14 protein-coding genes are annotated in these 15,457 nt (G+C 63.3%); all 14 read left to right on the top strand.

Translation table 11 applies throughout. The annotated features are described in order from the left end of the window. Window positions 1-9 precede the first annotated feature (9 nt). The 14 genes from KHC19_RS20690 (at window position 10) to KHC19_RS20625 (ending at window position 15,403) form a co-directional block, all read left to right on the top strand. Window positions 10-1,026, top strand: coding sequence for a TrbL/VirB6 family protein (locus KHC19_RS20690; RefSeq protein WP_213355261.1), 1,017 nt, complete (start codon window positions 10-12; stop codon window positions 1,024-1,026). A gap of 175 nt (window positions 1,027-1,201) precedes the next feature. Further along, a complete protein-coding gene (locus tag KHC19_RS20685; RefSeq protein ID WP_213355260.1) occupies window positions 1,202-1,888 on the top strand; it encodes a VirB8 family type IV secretion system protein in 687 nt (228 codons plus the stop codon). 2 nt (window positions 1,889-1,890) lie between these two features. Beyond that, window positions 1,891-2,712, top strand: a complete 822-nt coding sequence (virB9, locus tag KHC19_RS20680) for a P-type conjugative transfer protein VirB9 (RefSeq protein ID WP_213355259.1) — start codon at window positions 1,891-1,893, stop codon at window positions 2,710-2,712. A 26-nt stretch (window positions 2,713-2,738) separates the two neighbouring features. Continuing rightward, window positions 2,739-3,902, top strand: a complete 1,164-nt coding sequence (gene virB10, locus KHC19_RS20675) for a type IV secretion system protein VirB10 (RefSeq protein ID WP_213355257.1) — start codon at window positions 2,739-2,741, stop codon at window positions 3,900-3,902. After that, window positions 3,883-4,929, top strand: a complete 1,047-nt coding sequence (gene virB11 / locus KHC19_RS20670; RefSeq protein WP_213355255.1) for a P-type DNA transfer ATPase VirB11 — start codon at window positions 3,883-3,885, stop codon at window positions 4,927-4,929. The genes virB10 and virB11 overlap by 20 nt, the downstream gene beginning before the upstream one ends. Further along, window positions 4,926-6,899, top strand: coding sequence for a type IV secretory system conjugative DNA transfer family protein (locus KHC19_RS20665; protein WP_213355253.1), 1,974 nt, complete (start codon window positions 4,926-4,928; stop codon window positions 6,897-6,899). The genes virB11 and KHC19_RS20665 overlap by 4 nt, the downstream gene beginning before the upstream one ends. An 18-nt stretch (window positions 6,900-6,917) precedes the next feature. After that, window positions 6,918-9,356: an LPD7 domain-containing protein gene (locus KHC19_RS20660; RefSeq protein WP_213355252.1), complete on the top strand. Its 2,439-nt coding sequence runs from the start codon at window positions 6,918-6,920 to the stop codon at window positions 9,354-9,356. 22 nt (window positions 9,357-9,378) lie between these two features. Continuing rightward, window positions 9,379-9,774, top strand: a complete 396-nt coding sequence (locus KHC19_RS20655; protein WP_213355251.1) for a TrbM/KikA/MpfK family conjugal transfer protein — start codon at window positions 9,379-9,381, stop codon at window positions 9,772-9,774. Between the two features lie 142 nt (window positions 9,775-9,916). After that, window positions 9,917-12,307 carry a hypothetical protein gene (locus tag KHC19_RS20650; protein WP_213355250.1) on the top strand — a complete coding sequence of 797 codons (2,391 nt, stop codon included), beginning with the start codon at window positions 9,917-9,919 and terminating at the stop codon, window positions 12,305-12,307. Continuing rightward, window positions 12,213-12,806, top strand: coding sequence for a TA system antitoxin ParD family protein (locus KHC19_RS26375; protein WP_343207770.1), 594 nt, complete (start codon window positions 12,213-12,215; stop codon window positions 12,804-12,806). Before KHC19_RS20650 ends, KHC19_RS26375 begins: the two co-directional genes overlap by 95 nt. Next, a complete protein-coding gene (locus tag KHC19_RS20640; protein WP_213355247.1) occupies window positions 12,803-13,951 on the top strand; it encodes an ATPase in 1,149 nt (382 codons plus the stop codon). The genes KHC19_RS26375 and KHC19_RS20640 overlap by 4 nt, the downstream gene beginning before the upstream one ends. Window positions 13,952-14,040: 89 nt before the next feature. Beyond that, complete coding sequence (locus KHC19_RS20635) at window positions 14,041-14,571, top strand: hypothetical protein (protein WP_213355245.1); 531 nt, start codon at window positions 14,041-14,043, stop codon at window positions 14,569-14,571. Window positions 14,572-14,586: 15 nt separating this feature from the next. Continuing rightward, window positions 14,587-15,018 (top strand): hypothetical protein, encoded by a 432-nt coding sequence (locus KHC19_RS20630; protein ID WP_213355243.1) that lies wholly within the window; start codon window positions 14,587-14,589, stop codon window positions 15,016-15,018. Between the two features lie 100 nt (window positions 15,019-15,118). Beyond that, window positions 15,119-15,403, top strand: a complete 285-nt coding sequence (locus tag KHC19_RS20625; protein WP_213355241.1) for a hypothetical protein — start codon at window positions 15,119-15,121, stop codon at window positions 15,401-15,403. Window positions 15,404-15,457 lie beyond the last annotated feature (54 nt).

The following is a 15,457-nucleotide window of genomic DNA, read 5'->3' as shown; positions in this document are numbered from 1 at the left end:
AACGCTGCTATGGCAAGCAACATCAAGATTTTTTCGTGGTTCTATAGCGAGTTCGATACGGTCCTGAACTCCTACATCGCGCAGAAAGCGGCAGATATCATCGCCGCGATCAGCCCGACGGCCTGGATCATGCTCGGCATCTACTTCGTGTTGTGGGGTTTCTCGCACATCCGCGGCATGATCGATGAGCCGGTGACGGACGGGCTGTTCCGCATGCTGAAAATCTCGGTCGTGTTGGGCTTCGCACTGAATGTGGGTCTGTATCAGACGCACGTGGTGGACTTCCTCATGAAGACGCCGGATGCGATGGCCAACATTCTCGTGATGGGCAACGGCAATGCGGAAAGCGGAGGGGCATCGACGTACGCCACGCTCGACACGCTGTTGAACAAGACCATCGACATGGCGACTGACACCTACAACAAGATGAGTGTTCTTTCGCCAGGGCAAAGCGTCGGGCTGGCCATCGCCGCGATCTTGATTTTGCTTTTTGGGATGGGGTTCACCATCACTGCCGGCATCATGATCATCCTGTCCAAGGTGGCCCTGGTGCTGATGCTCGCGGTCGGTCCGCTGTTCATCCTGCTTGCCATGTTCACTGCCACCCAGCGCTTCTTTGAGCAGTGGCTGCAACAAGCGCTCAATGCCGTGTTGGCCATCGTGATGCTGCTGGCGGTCTGCTCGCTGTTCTTCGGCCTGACGGAGCAAGCCCTCGGGGGGGCGGCCAAGGTCGTGGAATCCAACCCAATCCAGGCGATTGGCATTGTGGGGGTGGCGTCGGTTGCCTGCACCTTCCTCCTTTTCCAGGTCCCGCAGCTGGCCAGCCAACTGGCAGGCGGCATTGCGCTTCCCGTGTCCCAAGCCGCGCGAAAGATGACGGGTGGCGGTGTGGTCGATGCGGCCAAGCACCATGTAGCCCGCCATGTAGCAAACGCCGCCTTGGCCAAGGCGACTGGCGGCGCATCCGCTGCGGCCAAGGCAGTGGGTGGCATGTTCCGCGCGAGCAACACGATCCGGCGCGTGTAGCAGCATTTCCGCAGTATTTCCAACTACCTAACAGGTGAATTCATGCGTTTCATTTGCGTTTTGCTGGCTGCTCTGAGCCTCGCCGGATGCGCTTCCTACCGCAACCGTCCGGTCCAGCCCGACAGCAATTACTGGCCCATCAACAAGCAGATCCCGCAGTCCGGAGAACAGGCGAATGGCTAAGGCGACCGAAGAAATGACCGAGAAGATGCAGAGCTACGCCGATCTGGCGAAGTTCTACGAGGCGGACGTGGTAACCAGCGCACGCCGGAGTGCCAAGATTGCGTGGATCGGCTGCGTGCTGCTGGCGGTGGTGGCGGTGGCGCAGGGACTGGCAATCTTCGGCCTGACCCCGCTCCACAAGATCGAGCCGTATGTCGTCCGTGTGGATGAGGCCACCGGCGCCGTCGATGCGGTGGCGAAGCTCAATGCGACTTCCCGAACCGAGACGGAAGCGGTCAACAAGTACATGGTCGGCAAGTACGTGCGTGCCCGCGAGGAATTCAGCACGCAGCTCGCGCCGGTCAACTACAAGACCGTCGCACTCATGTCGGCGTCGCCGGTGGCGAACGTGTACCACGAGTGGTTCAAGCCGGAAAATCCGAAGTCGCCGTTGAAGGTCTATGCCGGCGGCGGGACCGTCAACATCCGCATCCTGAACGTGTCGTTCCTGGCGCCGAACATTGCCAGCGTCCGCTACGAAAAGACGATCCGGGCGAATGACGCGGTGACGCGCTCGATGTGGCTGGCCACTGTGACGTTCCGCTACTCGAACGCGGAGATGAGCGAGGATGACCGCCTGGTCAATCCGATCGGCTTCGAGGTCACCGATTACCGCAACGATCCGGAAGTGGGGGGCTGAGCATGAAGCGTGCATTTGTTGCAGCAGCGCTGGCCATGGCCGTCGCCGGCTCGGTGAAGGCCGAGGTGCTGCCGGTCGGCGGCGCGGCCGATCAGCGGGTCAAGACGGTGAACTACGACGGCAACAACGTGGTGCGCATCGTCGGCCATTACGGGTTTGTCACCCACATCCAGCTGGGCGAGGGCGAGACGGTCGGGAGCGTCGCCATGGGCGATTCACTGGCGTGGGAAGTGGCCCCGACCGGCAACCACCTGTTTGTCAAGCCGCGTGAGCCGAACGCGACCACCAACATGAGCGTGGTGACGAAGCCGAACAACCGTGTCTACCAGTTCGTGCTGACGGCGCATCAGAGCCAGAACGGGGCGCGCCCGCGTCCCAATGACATGTTCTTCGCGGTGAATTTCCGCTACCCCGAGGATGAGCGCCGCGCCAGGGCGGCCGCAGCGGACAAGGCCAAGGCGGAAACGCGCCTGGCCATGACCCGCATCGTCGGCAAGAACTTCAATTACTGGGCCTGTGGCTCAAAGGCGGTTGCGCCGGATCAGGCCATGGACGATGGCCGCTTCACTTACCTGCGTTTCTCGGCCAACCGCGACATGCCGGTGGTGTTCGAGGAGCTGTCCAAGGGCAAGGAGGCCCTGGTGAACACCCACGTGGAGGGTGACTGGCTCGTGGTCCAGCGGGTGCTGCCGCGGATGATCCTGCGCCGTGGCGACCAGGTGGCGTGTGTGGAGAACCGCTCGTTCGATCCGAACGGCATCAGCACGCCGACCAGCACCGTCAGCGATGACGTGCGCCGCGCGATCCGCGATCCGCGCCCGTAAGCCCCAGCCCAATTACAGGACAAGTCATGAGCGAGAACGAAACCAATCAGGAAGTGCCGAGCCAGCTGGGTGGCGAACGCGGCGTGCCGTCCGTCAACAAGCGCAAGAAGAATAGCAAGGCGGGGAAGATTGCCGGAATTGCCGCGCTGGCGGCATTGCTGGTCCTCATGGGCTGGATGCAAATCCGTCCCAAGGCGGAGCCCGAGGACCGTAAGGAAGAGCAGTCCACCCAGACCCGCCGAGGTCTTCCCGAGCTGCAGATGCCGGTGAGCGAACCGCCACCGCCGCCGCCGGCGGCACCCCAGCCGGTAGCGCCCGCTGCTGCACCAGCACCGGTGGGCAATCCGAGCATGGGTTACCAGCAGCAACAGCAGCGCCAGCCGACCGAGGCCGAGCTGCTGCTGGAACGCCGGAAGCGCGCCCCGATTTTCGCGTTCGGTAATGCCGGCGGCGAAGCTGCGGGCGCTGGCAATGGGAACAGTAATGCCGCTGTGCTGGACGCGGGCGGGTCGGGTGGATCGTTGGACGGCGAGGATGGCCCGGACCGCGATTCGCTGGCAGTGAACCTGCAGGGCGGCAAGTTCGACTCGGCGCGCGCCAGCATGCTGACGAACCGCAATTTCCTGCTGACCGCCGGCACGATGCTGGATTGCACCCTGGTGACGGCGCTGGAAAGCACTCTGCCAGGCAAGACCAAGTGCCAGCTGTCGCGCAACGTCTACAGCGACAACGGCAAGGTGTTGCTGCTCGAACGCGGTTCGATCGTGGAAGGCGAATACCGTTCGGGACAGATGCGCCAGGGCATGAACCGGATCTTCGTGCTTTGGACCCGCGTGCGCACCCCGCGCGGCGTGCAGGTGCCGCTGGATTCGCCCGGTGCGGATGAACTGGGTCGCTCGGGCCTCAGTGGCTGGGTCGAGACGCATTTCTGGAAGCGGTACGGCAGTGCGCTGATGCTCAGTCTCGTGGACGACACCGCCGAATACCTGGTGCAGAAGCAGCGTTCGCAGGGCGGCGACAGCATCACGTTCTCCGGCGCTGGCGATGCGACCTCGCAGGCGGCTGCGATCGCTCTGCAGAACTCGATCAACATCCCGCCGACGCTGAACAAGAACCAGGGCGATATTGTCAATATCTACGTCGCCCGCGACCTGGATTTCAGGAGCGTGTATGACCTCCGCAGCAACTAATCACAGGCCGGACGACGCTCTGCGGCAGTACATGCTGCCGCTGAGCGGCTTGCTGGCAGGTGATGTGACCGAAGTCTGCGTGAACCGTCCGGGCGAAGCCTGGACGGAATCCAGCGCCGGCTGGGTGCGTCACGACGTGCCCGAGCTGACGTTCCCCCGGCTGAAGCAGCTGGGGGCGCTGATCGCAAACTTCAACAATGTCCCGTTCCGCCAGGAAATTCCGTACCTCTCCGGAGTCCTGCCGGATCGTGAGCGCGTGCAGGTGGTGATGGCCCCGGCCACCACCGAGGGAACTCTTTCCTTCACGATCCGCAAGCCCAGCCTGGTCGAGAAGACGCTGGACGAGCTCGACGCCGAAGGCTCGTTCGCCGGCGCCCGGATGGCCAGGGAAGGCCTGACGGAAGCTGATGAGCGGCTTGTGCGGCTGCGCAATGAGGGCCGCATTCGGGATTTTCTCGAGCTGGCGGTGCTGTCGAAGAAGAACATCCTGTTCGCCGGCGCGACCGGCTCTGGCAAGACCACGGTGATGCGGGCCCTGGTGACCTGCATTCCCCACAGCGAGCGCGTGATTACCATCGAGGACGCCCACGAGCTGTTCATGCAGGGGCACCCGAACAAGGTTCACCTGTTCTACAAGGCTGCGCGCCCGGGCGAAGCCGGTCCGCAATGTACGGCGCAGGACGCCCTGAAATCGTGCATGCGCATGAAGCCCGATCGCATCCTGCTGGCCGAGCTGCGCGGCGCTGAGGCGTGGGACTACATGGACAGCCTCAACACCGGCCATCCCGGTTCGCTGTCCTCGATCCACGCCAACAGCGCGCTCGATGCCATGACGCGCCTGGTGTCGCTCCTGAAATCGAGCCCGTCCGGCCGCGACCTGCCGCCGGACTACCTGCAGCAGATGTGTTTCGAGACGATCGACGTCGTGCTGTTCTACAAGAAGCGCAAGCTGCAGGAGGTCTATTTCGACCCTCATCGCCGGCTGGCCTCGTCGCGTGTCCACAGCACCCTGTCGGAGGCAGCATGAGCAAGCAGCCGCCCATGTGGGCGAAAGTCGTCATCGGTGTGGTGTTGTTCGGCGTCATGGTTGCCTGTTGGGCCAGGCTCGGCGCGGAAATCTTCGTGGCGCTGGCCAAGGTCAACGTCGAGCCGGGTTTCCTGACCCTGTACCAATACTGGCAGCACTACGGCGACCATCAACGGCTCATGCAGCACATGTATGTGGCCATGGGCGGCGCTGCATTGCCGTTCGGCCTCCTTGGCTGGCTGATTTTCAGCAAGCGCGATGACCGGGCGCTCTATGGCGCGGCTCGGTTCGCGAAACTGAGCGAAATCAAGAAGGCCGGGCTGCTCGGCGAGAAGGGAATCCTGGTCGGCAAGCTCGGCAAGGATTACCTGATGTATAACGGCGACAGCCACGCCCGCGTGGCCGCGCCAACACGCGGCGGCAAGGGTGTGGGCATTGTGATCCCGAACCTGCTGAATTGGGGCGAGTCCGCCGTCGTTCTCGATATCAAGCAGGAGAATTGGGATCTCACGTCGGGGTTCCGCACCGCCTGCGGCCAGGCCTGCTACCTGTTCAATCCCGGCGCCCGCGACGGCCGTTCGCATGGCTGGAATCCGCTGCATTACGTGGCCGACGAGCCGGGCGCGCGCGTCAACGATATTCAGAAAATCGCCGGCATGATCTGGCCGGACCCGGCTGACGGTGGCGATCCGATCTGGACGGCCTCGTGCCGGTCGTTGTTCCTGGGCACGGTGCTTTACCTGATGGAGACGCCCGACGAGCAGGTGACGCTCGGTGCGGCGCTGCGGTTTGGCATGCGGGCCACGGCGAAGTCGCTCAAAGCGAAGCTGGCGGCGCGGCAGGAGTCGGAAAACCCGCTCTCGGCCGAGTGCATCATGGCTCTGTCCGATTACCTGGACACCAGTGACAACACCCGCACATCGATCCGCAAGAGCTTCACCAGCCGGCTGGAACTTTGGCAGAACCCGATGATCGACGCGGCAACATCGCGGAACGATTTCGATCTGCGGGATCTGCGCCGGAAGCCGATGACCATCTACATCGGCATTACCCCGGATGATCTGGACCGCCTGGCGCCGATCATCAACCTGCTGTTCCAGCAGATCATCGACTTGAACACGCGCCAGCTGCCGCACCAGGTGGGGCCGGATGAGCTGCCGCTGAAATACAAGTGCCTGCTGCTGATGGACGAGTTCATGGCGCTGGGCCGGATTCCGATCCTGCAGAAGGGCATTTCGTACATCGCCGGTTACGGCCTCCGCATCCTCGCGATCTTCCAGAGCCCCGGCCAGGTGCGCGATCCGCGCGCCGGCTACGGCCCGGACGGCGCCGATACGATCTTCGACAACATGGACGTGAACGTGGTGTTCACACCGGCGAACATCCGCATCGCCGAGGAAATTTCCAAGGAGCTGGGCACCGAGACGGTCAAGAAGAAGTCCAAGGGCAAGTCGGGCATCGCCTTCAAGTCCAAGAGCCATTCCGAGAACGAGGCCGAGCACAGCCGCGCCCTGCTGCTGCCGCAGGAGGTCAAGGAAATCGGCCAGTGGCAGGAAATCGTGTTCGTACGCGGCACGAAGGCGATCCAGTGCGAGAAGGCCCGGTACTTCCTGGACCCGGTCTTCACTGACCGGCTGCGCTCGGTGTCGAAGATCCTGCAGGAGGGCTGCGAGGAAGGCGAGCCGCCGGCGCGCGAGCTGCTGGAGCACGCCGCGCAGAGCGGCAGCCTGGCCGCCGATGTGCCGGTGCTGACGCCCGCCAAACTCGACCTGCAGGACGCCGCGAAACTGGCGCTTGCCCAACTGGATGACGCGCCTTCGCGCCCGGTCACGGTGGAGGACATGGAAAACCTGCACAATCTCGGGGCGGACGATTTCGACATGAATTTCTCGGACGTGGAGATTCCGAGTGGACCGCTCACGGACGAGCAGATCGAGGCCATTGCGGCCGATTTTTACCGCGCAGCATAACCGCATAACGGAGCAATCATGGTGGATGATAAGGGTATTACCGCACAGGGTGAGGAACTGAACGGCGCACAGCTGGCAGCAGCTGCGCGTCTGCGAAATGACCTCAATCGGGATGGCACGCCGGACCATTTGGCCGGTACCGCGGCCGACTCTCGTTGGGAGTCACTTCGCGTGGGCCGGGAAGAAGCGCGTGAACAGCTGACGGCGGATTTCGTCAAGGCGCGCGATGGCCTGCAGGAGGTCGGTAAGCGACTGCACAGCGATATGCACCGAGACCCGCAATTCTCGGGGTCTCCGATGGAAGTTGCGTTGCGTGAGAGCCTCGATGGCGACGCGCCTGCCCGCAATCCGGCGGGTATGGAGCGTGCGATCAATACTGTCGCGATGGAGCTGGATGAGCGGGCCGAAAAGGGCGACAAGGCCGCCCAAATGTGGCGCGATGGTGGGCTACGCGAGGATCTGCAGCGCGCCCACGCGCATTTCGAGGACGCCGGCGAGGCGCTGTCCAGGAATACGTCGCAGATGCACCGTTTCGATGTGGCCAGCCGCACCCTGCGCTCGGCGGGCGCGGATCTTCACGAAGCGATGCAGCAGGATCGCCAGTGGCAAGGAACGGAGGCAGAAGCCGAGTTGCGGGCCGCGCTGCAGGTGCCACTGCGACACCCTGAGCGGGTCAATGAAGCAGTTGTGACTATTTCGGCCATGCTCGATCGTCAGGCGGCCGATGGCCTGCCGGCGGCGCAGCACTGGAAGGAATCGGATCTGCGAGACCGCGTGGTCGACGCAACAGCGGAATTTGAAGTTGCGAGCGCGAAGTTGGCCAGCCAAGTCCAGGACAGCGCGATCGACGCGGCCGCGCCAGCCTGGGAAGCACAGTACGACGCTACCAAGGTAGATCGTTCCATTGAAGCCGCTCAGGCCGAGCAAGCGGCCACCGTGGCTGTCGCCCAGCAGGATGCTGGCCGCTGGACGGTTCAGCAGTACGACGCGGAACGCGGCGTGTACCGCGACACGCTGACCACCGACGACGTTCTCACTGCCTATGCCGAGGTTCAGAAAAGCGACCACCATCGCGTGCTGGACAACGACCTGAAAGACTTTGCAGCCGATTACGTCGATGTGGATCGTGGCGACGGGAATTTCCGCCGTCAGCTCGAATTCCATGGCCGCTCTGAGTTTGAACAGCAGCTGGTTGCCGCAGGCGTGCAAGTTGAGGTGCGCGAAGCGCAGACCCTGCGCGAAGTGCTGGAACGCCGTGCGCAGCTCGACGCGACGGTTCTTCAACGCTCCGATGAGATTTCGGAGGCCGTGGACCGTGCCCGAGACCCGAAGGTGCCCGAGCAGGAGGTGGTTGAAGCCTACGCCCAAGCATCGCGCGGTTATGCGGAAGCGACGCGGGCTCGCGCGGAGTTCGATGCCGCTCCGAGCCCCGATCCATCGGTTGTTGCTGATTACCGACAAGTGCAGCAGCTGGAGACGGAGATGGCGAAGGCCGACAGCCAGGCGAGCTTTGCGCGCGAACATGGCGATAACGAATCGGCCGTGGAGTTTGCCAGCAAGTCAGATAGCGCGTCCTTGCAGCTGGATGAACTGCTGGAAAAGAGGGGCGCATCGGAGGCTTACCGTTACCCCGAGACGACCCGCAACGAAATCGAAGTCCCGTTGTCGAAGGAGCAGGTGGACCGCCTGACTGGTCAGGGCAAGAAGAGCCCCGAGAAGGACCAGGAAGCGGACACCGGCAAGACGAGCCGTGTTGTCACGCCTCCCCCGCTTCCGAGCGTGGGTGAAGGCCACAACCAGCTGCGCGATCAGTCGGCATTTGCCGACGCTGCAGCCAAGGACAAGCTTGTCCCGGAGGATGTTGCCACTCGATACAGGCAGGATGGCCAGAAGTACCTGGACGCGAACGACCCGAAGAAGGTCGCATTCGTGGACAAGGGCAATCGCCTGCAGACCACTCGCACCTTTGACGACAAGGCGGTGGAGGACATGGTGGCCACCGCCGACGCCCGCGGCTGGACCGAGCTGAAGGTGTCCGGCGACGAAGGTTTCCGCCGCAAGGCGTGGGTCGAGGCGACGGCGCGCGGCATCGACGTCAAGGGCTACGAGCCGACCGAGAAGGACAAGCTGCGCGCTGATCAGCTGGCCAAGCAGACCGGCCGGGCCAATGCCATCGAGAAGAACGAGGTGGTGGAGGCATATCGCGCGGCCCGCGACGGCTCGGCCCAGGACAAGAAGCAAGCCGCCAAGAAGCATCCGGAGCTGGTCAACGCCCTGGCTATGGATCAGGCGGGGAAGTCGTTCGCGAAGCAGCGTTTCAAGCCGGAATATCAGGAAGCGGTGGTCAGCAGGATTCGCGATACGATCGAGCGGGATCTTGCCCAGGGCAAGAAGATCCCCGAGGTCCGGCTGCGGCAGGAACGCGAGCGTAGCCAGGATCATGGGGCGGAGCGGTAATTTTCAATCTGAGGTGACGATGATGAACAAGACGCTGATGGTGGCGGTGATGGTTGGCGCGCTCGGGGCCGGTTCGATGGGAACCGCGAAGGCGCAGGATGTGCTGACCGGGGACAAGAAGCTGGCTTGCGAGGCGATCCTGTGCCTGGCCGCGGTGGGCTCCAAGCCCACCGAGTGCACAGCAGCATTGCGCCGGTATTTCTCGATTTCGGCGAGCAAGCCGAGCCGGTTGAGGGCCAAGCGCAAGGATTTCCTCAACATGTGCCCGAGCGGTGAACCGAACCTGGTGAACTCTCTCGTCAACGGCCGGTGCAACCCGACGTACCAGGACTGCGCTGCTGCAGGCGGTGGCGGTAGCGCCGGCGGCGGTGGATCGACCAAGCCCGGGCAGGCGGAGGTGCAGCAGCAGCTGCGCTAATGACGCCTGAGCCGGGCCCGGAGATCCGCGCCCGGTAATTCTCACAGCAACAGCAGGACCGGACGCTGCCATCACAGGACGTGGTGGCAGCGATCCCTGAAACGCGCTCTGAGCGCACCACTCTGCGTTGAAAGGAATCAACGTGAAAGTACGTTTTTCAACTTCTGCGCGCGCTCTGTTCGCGGGCGCCAGCGCTCTCTCACTCGCTGCATTGATCGCAGCCCCCGCATTTGCCTATCTCGAAGGCTCGCCGCAGGCTCCGTGCGATGGCCAGGGCAATTGCTACCACAACGGCATGGTCTACACCGACGGGAGCTTTGTCGGTGTTGTGATGACCGAGCACCAGGATGGCTCGGGTGAAAGCGTCCCCAATTTCGACTATTTCAACCCGGTAACCGGTGATTGGCAGCTTCTGAGCCCCGGTGAAGAAACCGGGTACTACTACGTCGTTGGCACCGATGAATACGGCTACCCCATTACGCAGTGGCAACGGGGTTTCTCGTCCGGGAACTACATCCTGGACAGCGGGAAAACTCTGAGCATGCAGCTGTTGTCCACCGGATCGGGGGGCAGGATCACCAACCTGGCCGATGGCGTGGCTCCGATGGACGCGGTGAATAAGCGGCAGCTCGATGCTGCGGTGGCCAACGCCGGTGGCAATGATCCACTGGCGGTGAAGTACACCGACAGCAACCGCAACACGGTGAGCGTGGGCGGCCGCGTGGCGAACATTTCCGATGGTGTCGCCGGCAATGATGCGGTGAACGTGAACCAGCTCAACGGCGTTCGCGGCGTCGCCCAGGACGGCGTGAACCGGGCCGTCAGTGCACAGGGCCGGGCGGATTCGGCCTTCAACAACGCGGCCACCGCGCAGCGGACGGCCGACCAGGTGGGCACCGATCTTGCCGCCCTCGATGCCCGCGCGGTGCAGTTCGGCACTGATGGCGTGATCCAGGGCAAGGGTGCGCGGCTGGCCAACCTCGGCGATGGCGTGGACGCCACCGATGCCGTGACTAAGCGCCAGCTCGATGCCTTGGCTGGCCAAGTCGGCGGCGTTGTGACGGACGCGCTGCAGTTCGACGGCACCACCTACAACGCCACTCGAGGCGGAGTGGCCACCCGCATTTCCGGCGTGGCGGACGGCGAAGCTGCCGGCGACGCCGTGAACCGTGGCCAGCTTGATGCGGTGGAAGGTCAGGCCAAGACCGCGCAGCGGACGGCCGACCAGGTGGGCGTGGATCTGGCCGCGCTCGATGCGCGTGCGGTGCAGTTCACTGGCCCGGACGGCGCGATCGCCGCCAAGGGCGCTCGCGTGGTGGATCTGGCCGATGGTGTGGATGCCACTGATGCGGTCAACAAGCGGCAGCTCGATGCTGTTGCCGGCGACGTGGCCAACGTCGGCCGGGATGCCCTGCTGTTCGATGGCCAGGCATACAACGCCCGCCGCAGCGGCGCCTCCACCCGGATTACCGGTGTGGCCGACGGCGTGGAAGATTCCGACGCAGTAAATACCGGTCAGCTCAACACGGTCCGCAATAACCTGCAGGCGCTCGACCAGGTTGCTGTCAAATACACCGACAACTCCAGGACAGCCATTTCCCTGGGCGATGGCGCTCGTGCTGTCCGCATGTCCAACGTCGCTGCAGGTGTGACCGCGACGGATGCGGTCAACAAGGGCCAGCTGGACGCGGTAGCGGCCGACCTCGGGGCGGTCGCCAGCGATGCCCTGATGTACGACGGGCAGGCCTACAACGCGACGCGGGGCGGCCACGCCACCCGGATTACGGGTGTAGCGGCCGGCACCAACCGGACGGATGCGACCAATTTCGGCCAGCTCGATGCCGTGGCGTCAATTTTCGGCGCCGGCGGCCGGTGGGCGAACGGCTCTTACATGGCCCCGACGTTTGTCATTGGTGGCCAGACATTCACGACAGTGGGTGACGCATTTGCGGCCGTCGATGGCCGGCTCGCCGGCATCGAGGACCGAGTGACCGACGTGGAGGAACGCCCGACCAGCACGCGAGGAGTGACCTACGACGATGAAAGCCGCGACGCGGTGACCCTGGAGGGCAAGCGCGGTACGCGCGTCTCGAACGTGGCCGACGGTAAGGCCGACACCGATGCGGCGAATGTCCGCCAGGTGAAGAAGGCCGAAAGCAACAGCAAGGCGTACACCGATACGAAGACGACTGAGACGCTGCAGACGGCCAAGCATTACACCGACACGCGGGTCAATGATGTGTCGCGCGGCCTGGATGAGCTGGGCAATCGCATGGAGCGCGGATTCCGCGAGACGAACAAGCGGATCTCGCGCCAGTCGGCGATGACCTCGGCAATGGTGCAGATGGGCATTAACGCGGCAGGCGGGCGCAGTGAGCGTGGTCGGCTGGCGTTCGGCATGGGGTTCGCCGATGGCGAGGCTGCATTTTCTGCAGGCTATGGCAAGAGCTTCGGCCGTGGATCATTCAGCGTGGGCGGTGCTTTCAGCGGCGGCGAGGCTTCGGTTGGCGTCGGCTTCGGCTTTGACATGTAGGACTGCGGGGGCATTTCCCTCCCCTCTCCTTCTCGCAGGTGGCAAAATGACACCAGTCTTGCAATTCCGGCTCGGATCAGGTAGCATTTTGCCACCTACAACAGAAAGGATCACGACAATGGGTGCACGATCACAGCTCGCCTCGATCAAGGTATCCTCCCGCCTGCTGGAGGAAGCCCGCATGGAGGCCGCAATCATGAACCGCTCGATCGGCGGCCAACTCGAACACTGGGCCACGATTGGCCGGAGCCTGGAAGGTGCCTTGGGCCTCGATCGCGTGCGGGCTGCATTGGCAGGCCACTTTGATCCTGGCCAACTCACGCCCGATGAGCGGCGGTATTACTACGAGCAGCTCGATGACGCGCTGATGGCGCCGAGCGAGGATGAAATCAAGAGAATGGCGGCTCTCGGGGCTGAGCCGGGTGCGGTCGGTTACGACGCCAGCGGCCAGCTGGTGAAGGTCGGGGCCGATGGTAAGCACGTGGCGGTTCCAGAGTGACTGACGATTACAAGCCTACGCTTCACGTCATTGCCGGCCCTAACGGCGCCGGCAAGACGACGCTGTACCGAAACCGCCTGGAAAAGCGCTATCCCGACGCCGAATTCGTCAACGCCGACGAACTGGCCTTGAAGGAATTCGGGCACCCTGCCCGCACGGCGGCCGAGTCCGCCCGTGGGCAGGAATTGGCCGAGAACCGGCGACGCGAGTTGATGGCCGAGCGCAAGAGCCTGGTCACGGAATCCACGTTCTCCCACCCGTCCAAGGTAGACCTGGTGCGAGAGGCGAAAGCTGCTGGATATGAGGTCGTGCTGTACCACGTCAACGTGCGCAGCCCGAACGTGTCCGTCATGCGCGTCGCTCATCGTGTGGACAAGGGCGGCCACCCTGTACCCGAGGACAAGATCAGGCAACGCTACGATCGCAACCAGCCCTTGATCCGCGAAGCGGCAAAGCTGGCTGACCGTGCCTACATTTTCGACAACTCGCAGCTGGGCAAGCCGCACGAGCTGGCTGTCATCCTGGAGAAAGGCGTCGCGATCCGCGCGACCGAGAATGTGCCAGCGTGGGCCAGGGTTCTCTACAAGGACGAACTGCGAAATTTTTCCCAGAGCCGCCTGCACCGGGCGGCTAGCAGCTTCGCCGACTCCCGCCGGATTGCCGAGCGCGAGTTGGGCGACGGCGCCAAGACGTTCATCCCCCGCCCTGGTGGGGACTATCGGGGCAAGGTGATTGGCGAAACCGATCTGCACGTGGTGCAGCAGGTTGGCCGTCAATCCGCCGTTGCTCATTTCCGGGACCAGCTCGGCCGCGCTCCGCGTATGGGCGAGGTTGTCGAGGTCCGATACGGCAAAGACAACAAGGTTTCGGTGCGTTCGCAGCAGGAGTTGGCCGAGGCGAAAGCCAAGGCCGATACCTTCCGGACGGAGAGCGCCAAGGAAGGCGTCAGGAAGTATCCCGACCTTGCGCCCTCCTATGCCTACATTAGGGCCGTAGAAGCGCGCGTAGGGGCTTCCCAGCCCGCTTCCGCACCCAAGGTAGCCGCCAAGGTCCGTGAAGAGCTGGCGGGCCGTATAGAGCGTGGTGAGCCATTACCCGAAATCAAACGACGCGAGCAGAGCCGGGATCAGGATCGAGGCCGGTAGCTCAGCGTTCAGGTAGCATTATGCTACCTCGCTTGCAATTCGCTGGGAAAGCAGGTAGCATTATGCCACCTACCTAGAGAACCCCAGCCATGAAAGGAATCGTCATCGCAGCGGCCCTCGCCTTCTCGTTCTCCGCAACTGCACACGACCTGGACGTGACTGCAACGCAGTCTGTGCCGGCCTCCCACGTCGCCGACCTGGAGAGTGCAGCAGGGGAAGGAAAGACGACATTCGTCAAGCGCATCGCCGAGGTGGCCAGGGGCTACACCCGCGAACATGGTCACGAAGTCTGCGGCTGGATCGCCTATGGCGGCCGCTCCGCATTTTCGGTTCGCCTTGTCACGCTCGGCAGCCAGGTCGCTTGTGGTGCCTCCAAGAGCACCGTGGTTGCCGGTTACAGCGCCGGCAGCGAAATGATCCACACCCACCCCGAAAAGCGCGTCATCCGACTGACTGCCCTGGATAAGAAGCTCCGCGGCCGCACGCAGGTTGGTGCCAGCACCGAGAGCCCCGATAACTGCCGCTTCTCCGGGACGGATTACGCCAATCCCGGTTACCTGGTTGCATGTGGCAAGATCCTGCATCAGAACGGACGCGGTACCGAGAAGCAAATCGACTAACGACAGGAGACGGTCATGCTGGACATTCTGCTCATCATCGCTGCACTCGTTGTCGCTGTGCTGTGCTTGGGCGGCCTTGTGAATTTCAACCAGTACGTCGGCCGTCGTTTCGGGTATCGCTTCTTCACCTGGAAGCGCCTGGGGCTGGGGGGCATTGCAATGGCTGCGATCTATGTCGGCGTCGGGGGCGCGCTCGGCACCAGCCTCGGCCCGATCGCCATTACCGGTGGCGTAGCCATCATCCTCGCCCTGGCATGGTTCAACATCCACCGCACCAATCTCGCCCTGGGCCTGCTCGGCAGCTTGATCGAAACGGCCCTGTACGTCGTTGCAGCCCTGCTCGGGATTGTGGTCGCCCTCCCTGCCCTGCTGATTGTCGTTGCGGCCGCCTTCGGCGGGGTCGAGCCCACCAAGCACCACAAACGCATCTACTACGACAACTACTAGACCTGATCCCAGCAGCTCCTGCAGGTGTAGGGGCGCGCCCCTACGGACAACCCGCAGCACCGCAGCACCCACTGCCAAACCGGCTTTTCGGAGAAAGGAAATGAAAAAACTCAAATCCCTCGTTAGCTATCTCAACAATGACCGCGGCGTACGTCTACTGGTGCTCGGCCTGGTGTTGGTGGTCGGATGGCGAATGGCATATCCACGGATCGTGGATATGCTCAGCCCGCAACAGCTCGATTGGTGCCTGCGTAATGAATGGTTCTTGTGGTTGACCGTCTGCGGGCCAATGGTCATCGGCTTACTGCTGATGTTCTCCGCTCCGTTCTTTGCGGAAGGGCCGAAAGAAGGAAATGCACGCGGCGGTCAGGTGACGCCCAACTGACCGTACATTGCGGACTCGATGATGATGTAACCGCCCCCTCGGGGCGGTTTTTTT

It is taken from the genome of Ancylobacter oerskovii (genome assembly GCF_018390555.1).
In the GTDB taxonomy this organism is placed as follows: domain Bacteria; phylum Pseudomonadota; class Alphaproteobacteria; order Rhizobiales; family Xanthobacteraceae; genus Ancylobacter; species Ancylobacter oerskovii.
This window is presented reverse-complemented; position numbering and strand designations above follow the sequence as displayed.